This is a genomic window from uncultured Aquincola sp., from assembly GCF_964001545.1.
In the GTDB taxonomy this organism is placed as follows: domain Bacteria; phylum Pseudomonadota; class Gammaproteobacteria; order Burkholderiales; family Burkholderiaceae_C; genus Aquincola.
In genome coordinates this window covers 1-14,771 of record NZ_CAXFDV010000191.1, presented here as the reverse complement: position 1 = coordinate 14,771, position 14,771 = coordinate 1, and the positions used below count along the sequence as shown (strand labels likewise).

Annotated in this window: 16 protein-coding genes; 2 read left to right on the top strand and 14 right to left on the bottom strand. The window is 70.2% G+C overall.

All coding sequences use genetic code 11. The annotated features are described in order from the left end of the window. Positions 1-2,991, top strand: a 2,991-nt coding sequence (gene purL, locus ABNT58_RS06650; RefSeq protein WP_348752717.1) for a phosphoribosylformylglycinamidine synthase, incomplete at its 5' end; no start/stop codon positions are given. Here the strand turns inward: purL and ABNT58_RS06645 are convergent. From ABNT58_RS06645 to lexA, 9 genes are all read right to left on the bottom strand, one after another. Beyond that, positions 2,988-3,998 (bottom strand): Gfo/Idh/MocA family oxidoreductase, encoded by a 1,011-nt coding sequence (locus ABNT58_RS06645; protein ID WP_348752716.1) that lies wholly within the window; start codon positions 3,996-3,998, stop codon positions 2,988-2,990. The genes purL and ABNT58_RS06645 overlap by 4 nt on opposite strands. Next, positions 3,995-4,549, bottom strand: coding sequence for a chromate transporter (locus ABNT58_RS06640; RefSeq protein ID WP_348752715.1), 555 nt, complete (start codon positions 4,547-4,549; stop codon positions 3,995-3,997). The genes ABNT58_RS06645 and ABNT58_RS06640 overlap by 4 nt, the downstream gene beginning before the upstream one ends. Further along, complete coding sequence (locus tag ABNT58_RS06635) at positions 4,546-5,145, bottom strand: chromate transporter (protein WP_348752714.1); 600 nt, start codon at positions 5,143-5,145, stop codon at positions 4,546-4,548. Before ABNT58_RS06635 ends, ABNT58_RS06640 begins: the two co-directional genes overlap by 4 nt. Continuing rightward, complete coding sequence (locus tag ABNT58_RS06630; protein ID WP_348752713.1) at positions 5,138-6,340, bottom strand: MFS transporter; 1,203 nt, start codon at positions 6,338-6,340, stop codon at positions 5,138-5,140. Before ABNT58_RS06630 ends, ABNT58_RS06635 begins: the two co-directional genes overlap by 8 nt. Beyond that, positions 6,337-7,344: a D-2-hydroxyacid dehydrogenase family protein gene (locus ABNT58_RS06625; protein ID WP_250199379.1), complete on the bottom strand. Its 1,008-nt coding sequence runs from the start codon at positions 7,342-7,344 to the stop codon at positions 6,337-6,339. The genes ABNT58_RS06630 and ABNT58_RS06625 overlap by 4 nt, the downstream gene beginning before the upstream one ends. A gap of 49 nt (positions 7,345-7,393) precedes the next feature. Continuing rightward, positions 7,394-7,792, bottom strand: a complete 399-nt coding sequence (locus tag ABNT58_RS06620; protein WP_348752712.1) for a hypothetical protein — start codon at positions 7,790-7,792, stop codon at positions 7,394-7,396. Further along, positions 7,789-8,211, bottom strand: a complete 423-nt coding sequence (locus tag ABNT58_RS06615; protein ID WP_348752711.1) for a hypothetical protein — start codon at positions 8,209-8,211, stop codon at positions 7,789-7,791. Before ABNT58_RS06615 ends, ABNT58_RS06620 begins: the two co-directional genes overlap by 4 nt. Before the next feature lie 108 nt (positions 8,212-8,319). Then, positions 8,320-8,640 carry a helix-hairpin-helix domain-containing protein gene (locus tag ABNT58_RS06610; protein ID WP_348752710.1) on the bottom strand — a complete coding sequence of 107 codons (321 nt, stop codon included), beginning with the start codon at positions 8,638-8,640 and terminating at the stop codon, positions 8,320-8,322. Continuing rightward, positions 8,640-9,338 (bottom strand): transcriptional repressor LexA, encoded by a 699-nt coding sequence (gene lexA / locus ABNT58_RS06605; RefSeq protein ID WP_348752709.1) that lies wholly within the window; start codon positions 9,336-9,338, stop codon positions 8,640-8,642. The genes ABNT58_RS06610 and lexA overlap by 1 nt, the downstream gene beginning before the upstream one ends. Before the next feature lie 54 nt (positions 9,339-9,392). Between lexA and ABNT58_RS06600 the strand changes: the two genes are divergently transcribed. Beyond that, the gene (locus ABNT58_RS06600) at positions 9,393-10,349 is read left to right on the top strand and encodes an asparaginase (RefSeq protein ID WP_348752708.1); all 957 of its coding nucleotides are present in this window, start codon (positions 9,393-9,395) and stop codon (positions 10,347-10,349) included. Positions 10,350-10,364: 15 nt separating this feature from the next. Here the strand turns inward: ABNT58_RS06600 and ABNT58_RS06595 are convergent, their stop codons facing one another. From ABNT58_RS06595 to ABNT58_RS06575, 5 genes are all read right to left on the bottom strand, one after another. Further along, positions 10,365-10,799, bottom strand: a complete 435-nt coding sequence (locus tag ABNT58_RS06595) for an organic hydroperoxide resistance protein (protein WP_348752707.1) — start codon at positions 10,797-10,799, stop codon at positions 10,365-10,367. 32 nt (positions 10,800-10,831) lie between these two features. Further along, on the bottom strand, positions 10,832-11,332 hold the full coding sequence (locus ABNT58_RS06590; RefSeq protein WP_348752706.1) for a MarR family transcriptional regulator: 501 nt from the start codon (positions 11,330-11,332) through the stop codon (positions 10,832-10,834). A 104-nt stretch (positions 11,333-11,436) separates the two neighbouring features. After that, a complete protein-coding gene (locus ABNT58_RS06585; protein WP_348752705.1) occupies positions 11,437-13,491 on the bottom strand; it encodes an ATP-binding cassette domain-containing protein in 2,055 nt (684 codons plus the stop codon). Continuing rightward, complete coding sequence (gene prmB / locus ABNT58_RS06580) at positions 13,491-14,381, bottom strand: 50S ribosomal protein L3 N(5)-glutamine methyltransferase (protein ID WP_348752704.1); 891 nt, start codon at positions 14,379-14,381, stop codon at positions 13,491-13,493. Before prmB ends, ABNT58_RS06585 begins: the two co-directional genes overlap by 1 nt. After that, positions 14,378-14,771: M20/M25/M40 family metallo-hydrolase (locus ABNT58_RS06575; RefSeq protein ID WP_348752703.1), on the bottom strand; the 394-nt coding region annotated here is incomplete at its 5' end. The genes prmB and ABNT58_RS06575, both read right to left, overlap by 4 nt.

Below are 14,771 nucleotides of genomic sequence, written 5' to 3'. Positions count from 1 at the left end.
TGGGAGCGCCAGCCCTACGGCAAGCCCGAGCACATCGCCAGCGCGCTGGACATCATGATCGAAGGCCCGCTGGGCGGCGCCGCGTTCAACAACGAGTTCGGCCGGCCCAACCTGGGCGGCTACTTCCGCGTGTTCGAGCAGACGGTGGACGGCCAGCGGCGCGGCTACCACAAGCCCATCATGATCGCGGGCGGCCTGGGGTCCATCCGCGCCGACCAGACCAAGAAGCTGCCTTTCGGCCCCGGCACCCTGCTCATTCAGCTGGGCGGCCCCGGCATGCGCATCGGCATGGGCGGCGGCGCCGCCAGCTCGATGGCGGCTGGCACCAACGTGGCGGCACTCGACTTCGACTCGGTGCAGCGTGGCAATCCGGAGATCGAACGGCGTGCGCAGGAGGTGATCAACCACTGCTGGAGTCTTGGTGCCCCCAAGGCCGACACGTCGGCCGAGCCCCCCGAGGGGGCGCAGGCGGCTCGGGAGCGGCCCGTCGCCGCCTGGGGCGGCGGCAACCCCATCCTGGCCATCCACGACGTGGGTGCGGGCGGCATCAGCAATGCTTTCCCCGAGCTGGTGGACGGCGCCGGCCAGGGCGCCACCTTCGACCTTCGCAAGGTGCCGCTGGAAGAAACCGGCCTGGCGCCCAAGGAAATCTGGTGCAACGAAAGCCAGGAGCGCTACGTCATCGCGCTCGACCCGGCCGGCCTGCCGCTGTTCGAGGCCATGGCCGCACGCGAGCGTTGCCCCTTCGCCGTGGTGGGCGTGGCCACCAGCGACCGTGAGCTGGTGCTGGAAGACGGCCCCGGCGGCGAGCGCGTGATCGACATGCCGATGGACGTGCTGCTGGGTAAGCCGCCCAAGATGCACCGCGACGTCCAGCGCCTGCCGCGCACGCAGGCGGCGCTGGACCTCACCGGCGTCTCACTGGAACAGGCGGCGCTGGACGTGTTGCGCCACCCCACGGTGGCCAGCAAGCGCTTCCTCATCACCATCGGCGACCGCAGCGTGGGTGGCCTCAGCCACCGCGACCAGATGGTGGGTCCCTGGCAGGTGCCGGTGGCCGATGTGGCGGTGACGCTGGCCGACTTTGCCGGCTTCCGCGGCGAAGCCATGGCCATGGGCGAGCGCACGCCGCTGGCGGTGCTGGACGCACCGGCCTCGGGCCGCATGGCGGTGGCCGAGTCCATCACCAACCTGCTGGCCGCGCCCATCGACCTGCCGCGCGTCAAGCTCAGCTGCAACTGGATGGCCGCCTGCGGCGAGCCGGGCGAAGACGCCGCGCTGTACGACACCGTCAAGGCCGTGGGCCTGGAGCTGTGCCCGGCGCTGGGCATCGGCGTGCCGGTGGGCAAGGATTCGCTGTCCATGCGCACCCGCTGGAGCGAAGGCGGCGAAACCAAACAGGTGGTTGCACCGGTGTCGCTGGTGGTCACCGCCTTCGTCACGCTCGATGACGTGCGCGGCACCCTGACGCCGCAGCTGCAGGCCGGCGACACCACGCTGATCCTGATCGACCTCGGCCAGGGCCGGCGCCGCATGGGCGGCTCCATCCTGGCGCAGACGCTGCAGCAGTTCGGCGATGCGGTGCCCGACCTCGACGATCCGGCGCAGCTGAAGGCGCTGGTGCAGGCCATCAACGCGCTGCGCAGCGCCGGCCAGCTGCTGGCCTACCACGACCGCGGCGACGGCGGCCTGTGGGCCACGGTGTGCGAGATGGCCTTCGCCGGCCACCTGGGCGTGAGCCTTAACGTGGACCTGCTGGTGACCGACAGCGACGGCATCAGCGACAGCCGCGCCGAATACGGCGACTCGAAGAACTGGGCCACCCAGGTCGGCGAGCGCCGCAACGAGCTGACGCTGCAGGCGCTGTTCAACGAAGAGCTGGGCGCCGTCGTCCAGGTGAAGACGGCCGACCGCGATGCGGTGATGGCCACGCTGCGTGCCCACGGCCTCAGCCGCCACAGCCATGTGATCGGCAAGCCCAACACCAAGGGTGTGGTCGAGGTCTACCGTGACGCCAAGGCGGTGTACAGCGCGCCGCTGCAGCAGCTGCACCAGGTGTGGGACGAGGTGAGCTGGCGCATCGCGCGGCTGCGCGACAACCCGGCCTGTGCCGATGCCGAGCATGCCGCCGTCGGCCTGGCCGACGACACCGGCCTGCACCAGCACCTGAGCTTCGACCCGCAGGAAGCGGTGACGCAGATGGCGCCGCTGGTGGGCATCGGCGGCGCCAAGCCGAAGATGGCCATCCTGCGCGAGCAGGGCGTCAACAGCCACGTCGAGATGGCGTATGCGATGTCGCTGGCCGGCTTCGAGACCTTCGACGTGCACATGAGCGACCTGCAGGCCGGCCGCGCGCGGCTGGACCAGTTCCAGGGCTTCGTGGCCTGCGGCGGCTTCAGTTACGGCGACACGCTGGGCGCGGGTGAAGGCTGGGCGCGGTCCATCCTGTTCAACCCGCAGCTGGCCGAGGCCTTTGCCGCCTTCTTCGGCCGTACCGACACGCTGGCGCTGGGCGTGTGCAACGGCTGTCAGATGCTGGCCGCGCTGTCGTCCATCATCCCGGGCGCCGATGCCTGGCCCAAGTTCACCCGCAACAAGAGCGAGCAGTTCGAGGCGCGGCTGGCGATGGTGGAAGTGCTGCAAAGCCCCAGCGTGTTCTTCACCGGCATGGCCGGCAGCCGCCTGCCCATCGTCGTGTCGCACGGCGAGGGCTTTGCCGACTTCTCGCAGCGCGGTGACGCGGCGCGGGTGCAGCGCGCGATGCGCTACGTCGACCATCGCGGCCAGCCGACCGAAGCCTACCCGGCCAACCCCAACGGCAGCCCGGGCGGCCTCACCTCGGTGACCACGGCCGACGGCCGCTTCACCGCGCTGATGCCCCACCCCGAGCGCGTGTTCCGCAACGTGCAAATGAGCTGGGCCGCCGGAGATGTGTCGGCCCACAGCCCGTGGCTGCGGATGTTCCACAACGCACGCAGGGCGTTGGGCTAACCCGCTTGTCGTCTCACCGCCTCGAACCGCCCGCTGGCGGCCGAGGCGAACAGCGCGTCGATCACCCGCATGCCGGCTTCGGCTTCGTCCAGGCCGGCAGCGGTGGGAGCTTCTTCCCGCACCGCGCGTGAGAAGCTTTCCATCTGCAGCAGGTACTGGTCGGCGGGCGGCAGGTCGATGGTGCGCAGTCCGCTGGCGTCTTCCACCCAATAGCGGCTGGCCGCACCCTGCGGCGCATTGAAGGGCATCTCCATCTCCAGCCGACCCTGGGTGCCCACCAGGTGCAGCCGCTGGTAGCGGTGGGCCTGGGTGCTGACGCTGAACACCATCTGCCCCTCGGCACCAAAGTCCAGCAGCGCGCTGCACAGACGGTCGGTGCCGAAGTCGGCGTCGCGGTCGATGCTGCAGGCCACGCGCAGCGGCTCACGCTCGAAGCACCAGCGTGCCGCCGCCACGGCATAGCAGCCGATGTCGTAAAGCGCGCCGCCGCCGGCCTCGGGCCGGTTGCGGATATTGGCGGCATCGGTGTTGAAGTAGCCGAAGGGCACCTGCATGAAGCGCAGCGTGCCCAGGGCGCCGGCGCGCAACTCGCGGCGCACGGCGGCCCATTGCGGGTGGTGGCGCACCATGAAGGCTTCGCGGATGTGCAGCTGCGTGGCATAGGGCCGCAGCGCCGCCAGCTCGGCGGCGTTCATCGCGAACGGCTTTTCGCACAGCACATGCTTGCCGGCCTGCAGCGCTGCCAGCGTCAGCGGCACGTGCAGGTGGTTCGGCAGCGGGTTGTAGATGGCGTCGATGTCGGGGTCGGCCAGCAGCGCCTCGTAGCTGCCGTAGGCCAGCGCAATGCCATGTGCCTGCGCCGCGCCTTCGGCCGCAGCCTGCTGGCGCGAGGCGATGGCCCGCACCTCCATCAGCGCCGGGTTCTGCTGCAGCACCGGGATCACCCGCCGCAGCGCGATGCCGGCGGTGGAGAGAATGCCCCAGCGCACCGGCTGGCTCGTCGTCATGCCCATCCCAGCACCCCCACCAGCGCACCCAGCGCCACCATCCAGATCGGGCTGAGCTTGGTGCGCCACATCACCAGCACGGTCACGCCCACCAGCAGCATGGCGCCGAGGTGGCCGCGCGACGGTTCGGTGAGCACCCAGCCGGTGGACAGCAGCAGCCCCAGCGTCACCGGCGCCATGCCGGCCACGAAGGCGCGCACGCCGCGGGTGTCGCGCCGCTGCGTGCCCCAGCGGGTGGCGGTCAGGGCCAGCGTGGTGCTGGGAATCAGGCTGCCCAGCAGCATCACCGCCGCCCCCAGCAGGCCGCCCATGCCGTAGCCCAGCACCGGGATGAACAGCACGTTGGGCCCCGGCGCGGCCTGCGCCAGCGCGATGGAGGAGGTGAACTGCGCGTCGGTCAGCCAGCCGTGCTGGTTGACCAGGTAACGGTGCATGTCGGGCGCGGTGGCAATGGCGCCGCCAATCGCCAGTGTCGACAGCAGCATGAACTGCACGAACACGCCCAGCCAGTCGGCCAGCGTCAAGCCATGGGTGCCAACCAGCCAGCTCATCGCGCCTGCTTTCCCAGGGCCCACCAGGCGACCAGGCAGGCGCCACCGCCCACCCCGGCCACCACCCAGCCCAGCGGCACCCGCCAGCCGGCGATCAGCGCCACCGTGGCCACGGCCACCAGCGCGCACATCGGCCGGCCCATCGGGTTCTTCCTGAGCGCCGGCAGCAGCTTGACGGCGGTGGACAGCACCAGCCCCGCCGACACCGCGCCCATGCCGCGCAGCGCGCCCGACACCATCGGGTGCTGCGAAAAACCGTTGTAGAGGATGGCCAGGCTCATCACCAGCAGCATGGGCACGCCCAGCAAGCCGCCGACGGCCGCAGCCGCGCCGCGCCAGCCGAAGAAGCGGTCGCCCAGCATCAGGGCCACGTTGACGATGTTGGGGCCGGGCAGCACCTGGCCGATGGACAGCAGCTCGACGAAGTCTTCGCGTGTGAGCCAGCGGCGGCGTTCCACCAGTTCATGCTGGGCCACCGGCAGCACGCCGCCGAAGCCCATCAGGCTCATGCGGGTGAAGGCCCGGAAGAGGTCGCGCGGGCCGGCAGGGCGGGGCAGCGCCTGGGTGTCCAGCGTGGGCACCAGCGGTTCAGACATGGTTGTGCATCCTTCGGGTGGCCCAGGCGCTCAGGGCGATGGCCAGCACCAGCCAGGCCAGCCCCACCCAGTGGAACGGGCCGAAAGCCGCGGCGCCAAGCTCGCCGGCATGGGCCGCCACCAGCGCGCCGCCACCGGCTGCGCCCACCGCCTGGCCCAGATAGATGGCCGAGGTGTTGAGTGCCATCAGCGCCCCGGCCCAGGCCGGCGCCGCCTGCCCCAGCCGCGCCTGCTGCGCCGAGTTGCACGAGAAGCAGCCCAGCGCCCAAGGCACCAGCACCAGGGCCATGGCCATCAACGACGTGCCCAGCGGCCACAGCAGGAGCGACAAGGCCATGCCCGCCAGCGCCAATGCCACCGCGCGCGAGGCGCCGAAGCGATCGACGTTGCGCGACAGCAGCACATTGCCCAGCAGGCCGAAGGCGCCGAACCAGAAGAACATCAGGCTGGTCTGGCCGCCGCTGGCGCCCAGCACCTGCCGGTAGTAGGGCGCGAAGTACGAAAACACGGTGAACTGCCCGGCGGCCGACAGGGCCGTGACCAGCACCATGGCCATCAGCGCCGGGTGGGTGACCACCTCGCGCCAGGAGCGCAGGCTCATCGCGGGCGGGCGCACGCCATCGGGCACCACCTGCCACACCCATGCGGCGGCCACGGCCGACAGCAGGGCCACCACGCCAAAGGCATAGCGCCAGCCGAAGGTTTCGCCGATGAAGCTGTGCACCGGCATGCCCAGCACGCTGGCCACCGACCAGCCCAGGAAGATGAAAGTGATGAGCCGCCCGCGTGCCGCTGGCGGGGCCAGCCAGGCGGCGGTGGCCGCCGCCTGCGGCGTGAACACGGCTGCGGCCAGCACGCTGGCGGCGCGCACCGGCATGAGTGCCGCGTAGCTGGGCATCAAGGCCGACAGCGCATGGCCGATGGCGTACCACGCCAGCGACAAGGTGAGCAGCCGCCGCCGGTCGAAGCCGCCGACGGCTGCTGCCAGCAGCGGCGCGCCGAAGGCCAGCACCGCCGCGGCGATGGTGATCAATTGTCCGCCGACGGCCACGCTCACCTGCAGCGAGCGGGTGAGGTCGTTGAGTGAGCCTGCGGTGACCATCACACCGCAACCGATCGCAAAGTTGCCGAACAGCAGCGACCAGCGCAGCGCCCCGGCCGGAACTTCACCGGCGGCCCGCGGCGCGGTGGTCACCGGTGCACCCGCAGGGCTTCAGGGTTCAGCAGGTTGGTGGGCTGCTGGTTGACGAAGTTGACGACGTTCTGGAACGCGGCGCCGAAGTACATCTCGTAGCTGTCCTGCTCCACGTAGCCGATGTGCGGCGTGCACACGGCGTTTTCCAGGCGCAGCAGCGGGTGGCCTTGCAGGATGGGTTCGCTCTCGAACACGTCCACCGCGGCCAGGCCGGGGCGTCCCTTGTTCAGCGCCGACACCAGCGCGTTTTCTTCCACCAGCTCGGCGCGCGACGTGTTGACGAAAAGCGCCGTCGGCTTCATGCGCGACAGGTCTTCCAGCGTGACGATGCCGCGGGTGGCGTCGTTCAGCCGCAGGTGCACGGTCAGCACGTCGCAGCCTTCGAAGAAGGCTTCCTTGCTGGGCGCGGTGGCCAGGCCGTCGGCGCGGGCGCGTTCCAGCGAAGGCTCACGGCCCCACACCACCACCTGCATGCCGAAGGCGCGGCCGAAGCCCGCCACCAGCTGGCCGATGCGGCCATAGCCCCAGATGCCCAGCGTCTTGCCGCGCAGCACCTGGCCGACGCCGAAGTTGGGCGGCATGCCGGCGGCCTTCAGGCCCGACTGCTGCCAGGCGCCGTGCTTGAGGTTGCCGATGTACTGGGGCAGCCGGCGCATCGCGGCCATGATCAGTGCCCAGGTCAGTTCGGCCGGCGCCACCGGCGAGCCGGTGCCTTCGGCCACCGCGATGCCCAGCCGGGTGCAGGCCTCGACATCGATGTGGGAGCCCACCTTGCCGGTTTGCGAGATGAGCTTGAGTTTGGGCAGTTTTTCCAGCAGTTGGCGCGGGAAGGCGGTGCGTTCGCGGATCAGCACCAGCACATCGGCATCACGCAGGCGCACCGACAGCTGGCCGATGCCCTTGACCGTGTTGGTGAACACCTTGGCGTTCAGCGGTTCGAGCAGCGAGGCGCACTTCAGCTTGCGCACCGCATCCTGGTAGTCGTCGAGGATGATGATGTTCATGTGGCCGGGCATTGTGCCTCGGCCGCCATCCTCACCCCCGGGCCGAAGGTCAAAGCGTCGTAAAGCCGCTGGGCATGTAGGTGCCCGGCAGCAGGCCGTCCAGGCTGCGGCGCAGCAGCTCGCGCAGCTCGGCCCCTTGGGCTCCTTCGCTGCGCAGCGCGTCGTACACGGCGGCGCGCAGCAGCCACAGATCTTCGGGCATCTGCGCGCTGCGCACCTGCTTGCGCAGCCATTCCACGCCAGCGTCGGTCCGGTTGATCTGGGCCAGCACCTGCATGAACACCAGCTTGGTGTCGACGAAGGCCTTGCGGACGCTCAGCCGCGACATCTGCTCGGCCGGCATGCCGGTGCGCAGACCGCCGACGGTGTAGTTGCGCGGCGCACCCGGCGCCGCACTGGCGCGCGGGCGGTGGTCGGGCGTAGGCGAGAAGTGGCGAGGCGCGCTCATGCGTCCAGCGCGCCGAAGCCTGAGCGCGGCGCCCGGGTGGGGAAATGGCGGTTCAGCGCTTCCAGCCGCAGCTGGGCTTCGCGCTGGCTGTGGGCCAGCGACACCAGCTGGAAGACGGCCGAGCGCAGGTGCCACAGCTCGCGCGGCGAGCGGGCGGTGTGCACCCGATCGGCCAGCTGGCGCGCCTGCGGCGAAGCGATGTCTTTCAAGGCAGCGACGAAATCGGCCTTGGTGCGTTGCAGCCGGCGTCCGCCGGGCGGGTTCATGGCCGCCTGCCAGGGTGCGGGGGCCGCCACCCAGCGCATCAACCGCGACCACACAGGCTCGACCGGCGACAACACCGCAGGGGGACAGACCTCGACCCGCGTGCCGGCGCTCGCCCGCAGGCGGCGCACTTGGAACAGGAGGGCGTTCAACATGGTCTCCGGGATATCGGCGCATGGCATCGTGAATAAAGCCATTCTTTGCGCGTGCATCCACGCGCAAAGCACCGATAAAGCGCCCGGAACCGTGCTTGTTGGTGGGTGCTAGCGCACCGGCTCCATCGGCCCGTAGAGCAGCTTGCGCTGGGGCGTGTAGGCCCACCAGGGCGCGGCGGCGCCGCCGCGCATGAAGTCGGTGACCGCCATGAACGTGTCGAGCACGCAGGGGTCTTGCCGCTTGCCGGTCTTGGCGCACAGCGCCTGGTACAGCACGAAGGCGTCGCGGCCGATCAGGTCGCGCGGCTGCTGGATGCCGATGAGGCGCAGGTCGGCCGCCAGCGAAGGGCCGATGTTGGGCAACTGTTCCAGCGTCTGGCAGGCCGCGGCACTCTCGGCCTTGGGCGACTTGACCAGCGCGCGGCCCATCACATCAGCAGCGTGTTGCGCACCAGGCCGACGGCCAGCCCTTCCAGCGTGAAGCTTTCGTCGGCCGAAACATCGATGGGTGCGAAATCGGGGTTTTCGGGCAGCAGGCGGATGCTGCCGCCCTGGCGCTCGAAGCGCTTGACGGTGACCTCGTCGCCGATGCGGGCGACGACGATCTGGCCGTTGCGGGCCTCGGTGGCTTTTTGCACCGCCAGCAAGTCGCCATCCAGGATGCCGGCGTCGCGCATGCTCATGCCGCGCACGCGCAGCAGGTAGTCGGGGCGGCGGGCGAACAGGCTGGCCTCGACCACGTAGGTCTGGTCGATGTGCTCCTGCGCCAGGATGGGGCTGCCGGCGGCCACGCGGCCGATGAGCGGCAGCGTGAGCTGGGCCAGGCTGGCCAGCGGCAGGCTGAACTGCCGGCCGCGGGCCTCACGCGCTTCGTTCACGGCGTTGAGCGTTTCAGCCGGCAGCCGGATGCCGCGCGAGGTGCCGCCGACGAGTTCGATGACGCCTTTGCGGGCCAGGGCCTGCAGATGCTCTTCGGCGGCGTTGGCAGACTTGAAGCCCAGCTGGCGCGCGATTTCGGCCCGGGTGGGCGGTGCGCCGGTGGTTTCGATGGCGGTGCGCACAAGATCAAAAATCTGTTGCTGGCGCTCAGTCAACTTCAGACCATTCAGCTTCGGGCGATCGACCATCGGCGTTCCTGTGAATTCGTCCAGTCACTGTATTCTTATCCAGCCAGAAAATCAATGCAAAACGCGCAAACTGCACTCGACAAGGTCGTGATCCTCGGCACCGGCGGCACCATCGCCGGCACCGCTTCCGACGCGGGCGACACCGTGGGCTACACCGCCGGCCAGCTGGGCGTGGCGCAGCTGGTGGCCGTGGTGCCTGCCCTGACCGGCCAGCCGCTGGAGGCCGAGCAGGTGGCGCAGCTGGACAGCAAGGACATGCGCTTCCAGGTGTGGCTGGCGCTGGCCACGCGGCTGGCCCACCACCTGGCGCGGCCCGAGGTGGCCGGCGTGGTGGTGACCCACGGCACCGACACGCTGGAGGAGACCGCCTTTTTCCTGCAGCAGCTGTTGGCGCCGACCAAGCCGGTGGTGCTGGTGGCGGCCATGCGCCCGGCCACCGCCTTGCTGGCCGACGGCCCTCAGAACCTGCTGGACGCGGTGCGGCTGGCGCGCTTGCCGGGTGCGCAGGGCGTATTGGCGCTGCTGGGCGGCACCGTGCATGCGGGCAACGAGGTGCGCAAGACGCACACCTACCGGCTGGATGCCTTTGGCGCCGGCGATGCAGGGCCGCTGGCTCATGTGGAAGCAGATCGGGTGCGGGTGCTGCGCCCCTGGCCGGCGCCGCGCGCGGGCGCCGCCGAACGGCTGGCGCGGCTGCAGGCGGCGCCGCAGCCATGGCCCTGGGTGGAGATCGTCACCAGCGGGGCCGGTGTGGGCGGCCGCGCAGTGCAGGCATTGCAGGCCGCGGGCGTGTCTGGCCTGGTGGCGGCAGGCACCGGCAACGGCACGCTCCATGAAGAGCTGGAAGCCGCCCTGCGCACCGCAGAGGCGGCCGGCGTGCCGGTGCTGCGCTGCAGCCGCTGCCTGGCCGGCAGCGTCATCGAGGTGCCAGGCGCATTGCCCGCAGCCGGCGCCCTGACGCCGCAGCAGGCGCGCGTGGCGCTGCTGCTGCGTCTGCTGCAAGTCGATTGACGGCGCGCTGGTCGCTCAGACCGCGACGTTCAGCGTCACGTCGATGTTGCCGCGGGTGGCGTTGGAGTAGGGGCAAACCTGGTGGGCGGCGTCGACCAGCTCTTGCGCCTTGGCCTGCTCCCAGCCCGGGATGGTGATGTTGAGCACCGCGCTGATGCCGAAGCCCACCTTGCCGCCGGCCAGCGGGCCGATGCCGATGTCGGCGCTGATCGAGGTGTCGGCGGGCAGGGCTGCCTTCTGCTGGCCGGCCACGAACTTCATCGCCCCCAGGAAGCAGGCGGAGTAGCCGGCCGCGAACAGCTGCTCGGGGTTGGTGCCTTCGCCGTTGCCGCCCATTTCCTTGGGCGGTGCCAGCTTGACTTCCAGCTTGCCGTCGTCGCTCTTGGACTTGCCGTCGCGGCCGCCGGTGGACGTGGCGTGGGCGGTGTACAGGGTCTTCTCGATCGCCATGGTGGTCTTCCTTCCGTGTGTCTTCGTGCGGATCAGGCCGCCGCACGTTCGGCTTGTTGAGACAGGTTGTTGCGCAACTGCTGCAGCTGCCGCGTCAGCGCCACGAGTTCGTCCAGTGCGCAGCCGCTGGCACAGGCCACGGCCTTCGGCACCGACAGGGCCTGGGCCTTGAGCGCCCGGCCCGCGGGCGTGAGCTGAACCCGAACCCGCCGTTCGTCCTGCCGGTCGCGCAGGCGGCTGAGGTGGCCTGAGGCTTCCAGCCGCTTGAGCAGCGGCGTCAAGGTGCCCGAGTCCAGTGACAGCCTGTGGCCAAGCTCACCCACGGACACGTCGTCCGTCTCCCACAGCGCCAGCATCACCAGGTACTGCGGGTAGGTCAGGCCCAGCGGGTCGAGCAGGGGCTTGTACAGCTTGGTCATCGCCAGCGAAGACGAGTACAAGGCAAAGCACAGCTGCTGGTCGAGCGCCAGCCAGGCTTCCGGTGCAACCGGCGGGTCGGCGGGGGCTTGGCGGGCGGCGGGTGTCGAGCGCATGGGCAGGACTGTAGCCCTCAATTAAATTGCGTGCAACTTAAATGGTCTTTGGCTGCGCGGGGTGAGCGGCGCCGCACCGCACGCGCCGCTCAGGGCGCAGGCGCTCAGCCCGCTTCGGCCTGGATGGCTTCGATCTCGCTGCTCAGCTCCAGCCAGCGCTCTTCCAGCATCGTCAGCTCGGCGCTGATGTGGTTGAGCTTGCGGCCCAGCTCGGCAATGTCGCTGCCGGGCAGGTGGCCGTTGGCCAGCTGCGCCTCGTAGTCGCCGCGCTCGGCGCTGAGCTTGGCCATGCGGCTGTCGATGCGCTCGATCTCCACGCGCATCGGCCGTGTGCGCTCGGCGACCTTGGCGCGGGCCTGCGCCTGGGCCTTGCGGTCTTCGCGGCGGCCGGGGCCTTGCTGCTGGGCCGGCGCGGGTGCCGGTGCGGCTGCCGGTGCGGCCTTGGCACGGCCGCTCGCGGCCGGGGCAGGCGCCGGCTTGGCCGCCTCCGGCAGCGGCGTGGCGTTGTACTTCTCGCCCTTGGCTGCGGCCCGCTGCACTGCGCGCGATTGCTCCAGCAGCCAGCGCTGGTAGTCGTCCAGGTCGCCGTCGAAGGGCTGAAGGCCGCCGGCCGTGACCAGCCAGAACTCGTCGCACACCTCGCGCAGCAGCGCGCGGTCGTGGCTCACCAGCATCACCGAGCCTTCGAACTCGTTCAGCGCCATCGACAGCGCTTCACGGGTGGTCAGGTCCAGGTGGTTGGTGGGTTCGTCCAGCAGCAGCAGGTTGGGCCGCTGCCACACCAGGCTGGCCAGCACCAGGCGCGCCTTTTCGCCGCCCGACAGCGAGCCGATGCGCTGCTGCACCATGTCGCCGGTGAAGCGGAACTTGCCGAGGAAGTCGCGCAGCTCCTGCTCGCGCGCCTCGGGGCCGACGGTGCGCGCCAGCCGCACCATGTGCTGCAGCGGCGCATCGTCGGCATGCAGCAGGTCCATCTCCTGCTGCGCGAAGTAGCCGATGGCCAGGCCCTTGCCTTCGGTGATCTCGCCGCCCAGCGCCGGGTGCTGCCGCGCGATGGTCTTGACCACGGTGGACTTGCCCTGGCCGTTGGCACCCAGGATGCCGATGCGCTGGCCGGCCAGCACGGTGCGGGTGACGTTGTGGACGATGGGCTTGGGCACGCGCACCGACTCGTCGCCGGCTGAGGGCACCATGTACCCACACACCACCTCGCGCATCGCGAGCATGGGGTTGGGCAGGCTGACCGGCTCCTTGAACTCGAAGCTGAAGTCGCTGGCGGTGAGCACCGGCGCCAGCTTTTCCATGCGGTCCAGCGCCTTCACACGGCTCTGCGCCTGCTTGGCCTTGCTGGCCTTGGCCTTGAAGCGGTCGATGAAGCGCTGCAGGTGCGCGATGCGTTCCTGCTGCTTGACGAAGGCCGTGGCCTGCTGGCTCATGCGCTCGGCGCGCATCTCTTCGAAGGTGGTGTAGTTGCCGCCATAGCGCGTCAGCTTGGCGTCGTCCAGGTGCAGCGTCACCTTGGTGATGGCGTCCAGAAATTCGCGGTCGTGGCTGATCACGATCATGGTGCCGGCAAAGCGCTGCAGCCAGCCTTCCAGCCACACCAGCGCGTCCAGGTCCAGGTGGTTGGTGGGCTCGTCCAGCAGCATCAGGTCGGCCGGGCACATCAGCGCCCGCGCCAGCTGCAGCCGCATGCGCCAGCCGCCCGAGAAGCTGTTGACTGGCGCATCCAGCTGCTGCACCTGAAAGCCCAGGCCCAGCAGCAGCGATTGCGCGCGGGCGCGGGCATCGAAGCCGCCGGCTTCTTCGATGGCCATGTGCGCATCGGCGATGGCATGGCCGTCGTCGCTGGCTTCGGCCGCGGCCAGTGCCGTCTGCGCCTCCATCAGCGGAATGTCGCCCTGCAGCACGAAGTCGGTCGCGCTGTCGCTGGTTTCGGGCATGTGCTGCGCCACCTCGCCGATGCGCCAGCGCGGCGGGATCTCGGCATCGCCGGCATCGGCGCTCAACCGGCCGGTGAGCAGCGCGAACAGGCTGGACTTGCCGGCGCCGTTGCGGCCCACCAGGCCGATCTTCTCGCCCGGGTTGAGGGTGACGCTGGCGTCGTCGAGCACGACCTTGGTGCCGCGGCGCAGGGTGAGGTTGCGAACAGTGATCATCAGGAAACAGACAGTGCGCTCAGCGCGTCGCGGTCCAGCAGCAGCACCTGGTCGTCGCCGGCGCTGGTGGACAGCCAGACGGGCGCCAGCGCGGGAAAGGCGGCCTCGAAGTGCTCGCGCTCGTGGCCGATCTCGAGCACCAGCACACCGTGGGGCGACAGCCGCTGCGGCAGCTCGGCCAGCAGGCGGCGGATGAAGTCCATGCCGTCTTCGCCGCCGGCCAGGGCCAGCGCGGGTTCGGCACGGTATTCGGCGGGCAGCGCGGCCATGGACGCGCTGTTGACGTAGGGCGGGTTGCACAGCACCAGGTCGTAAGGGCCGGGCAGGGCTGCCAGGCCGTCGCTGTGCAGCAGGCGGATGCGCTCGGCCAAGCCATGGCGGTCGACGTTGATGCGGGCCACGGCCAGCGCATCGTCGCTGATGTCGGCGGCGTCCACGTGAACCTCGGGCCAGGCCATCGCGGCCAGCACGGCCAGGCTGCCGTTGCCGGTGCACAGGTCCAGCACCTGGCGGGTGTCTTCGCCCAGCCAGGCGTCCAGCGTGCCGTCGGCCAGCGGCTCGGCGATCAAGGAACGCGGCACGATCACGCGCTCGTCGACATGGAAGCTCACGCCTTGCAGCCAGGCTTCCTGCGTCAGGTAGGCGGCGGGGCGGCGGGTGCTGATGCGCTGCTGGATCAAGGCATCGATGGCCGCCTGCTCGTCGGCGCTCAGCGGCCGCCCGGCCACGTCGTCCAGCGCATCCAGCGGCAGGCCCAGGCGCCACAGCACCAGCCAGGCGGCTTCGTCGAAGGCATTGGTGGTGCCGTGGCCGTAGCTCACGCCGGCCGCGTCCAGCCGCGCCGCCGCGGCTTCGATCGCGGCCACGATGGTCGGGTGTTCGGCACTCATGCCAGCACCTTCTCCAGCAGCCGGCGGTAGATGTTCTTCAGCCGTTCCACGTCGGCGGCGATCACGTGTTCGTCGATCTTGTGGATGCTGGCGTTGATGGGGCCGAACTCCATCACCTGCGGGCAGTGCTTGGCGATGAAGCGACCGTCCGAGGTGCCGCCGGTGGTGGACAGCTCGGTGGTGAGGCCGGTCTCGTCGTGGATGGCCGCGCCCAGTGCTTCGGTGAGCGTGCCCACCGGCGTGAGGAAGGGCTCGCCGCCCAGCGTCCAGTCGATGCTGTATTCCAGGCCGTGCCTGTCCAGCACCGCCGCCACGCGGGCCTTGAGCGCCTCGGGCGTGGATTCGGTGCTGAAGCGGAAGTTGAAGTCGATCACCACCTCGCCCGGGATC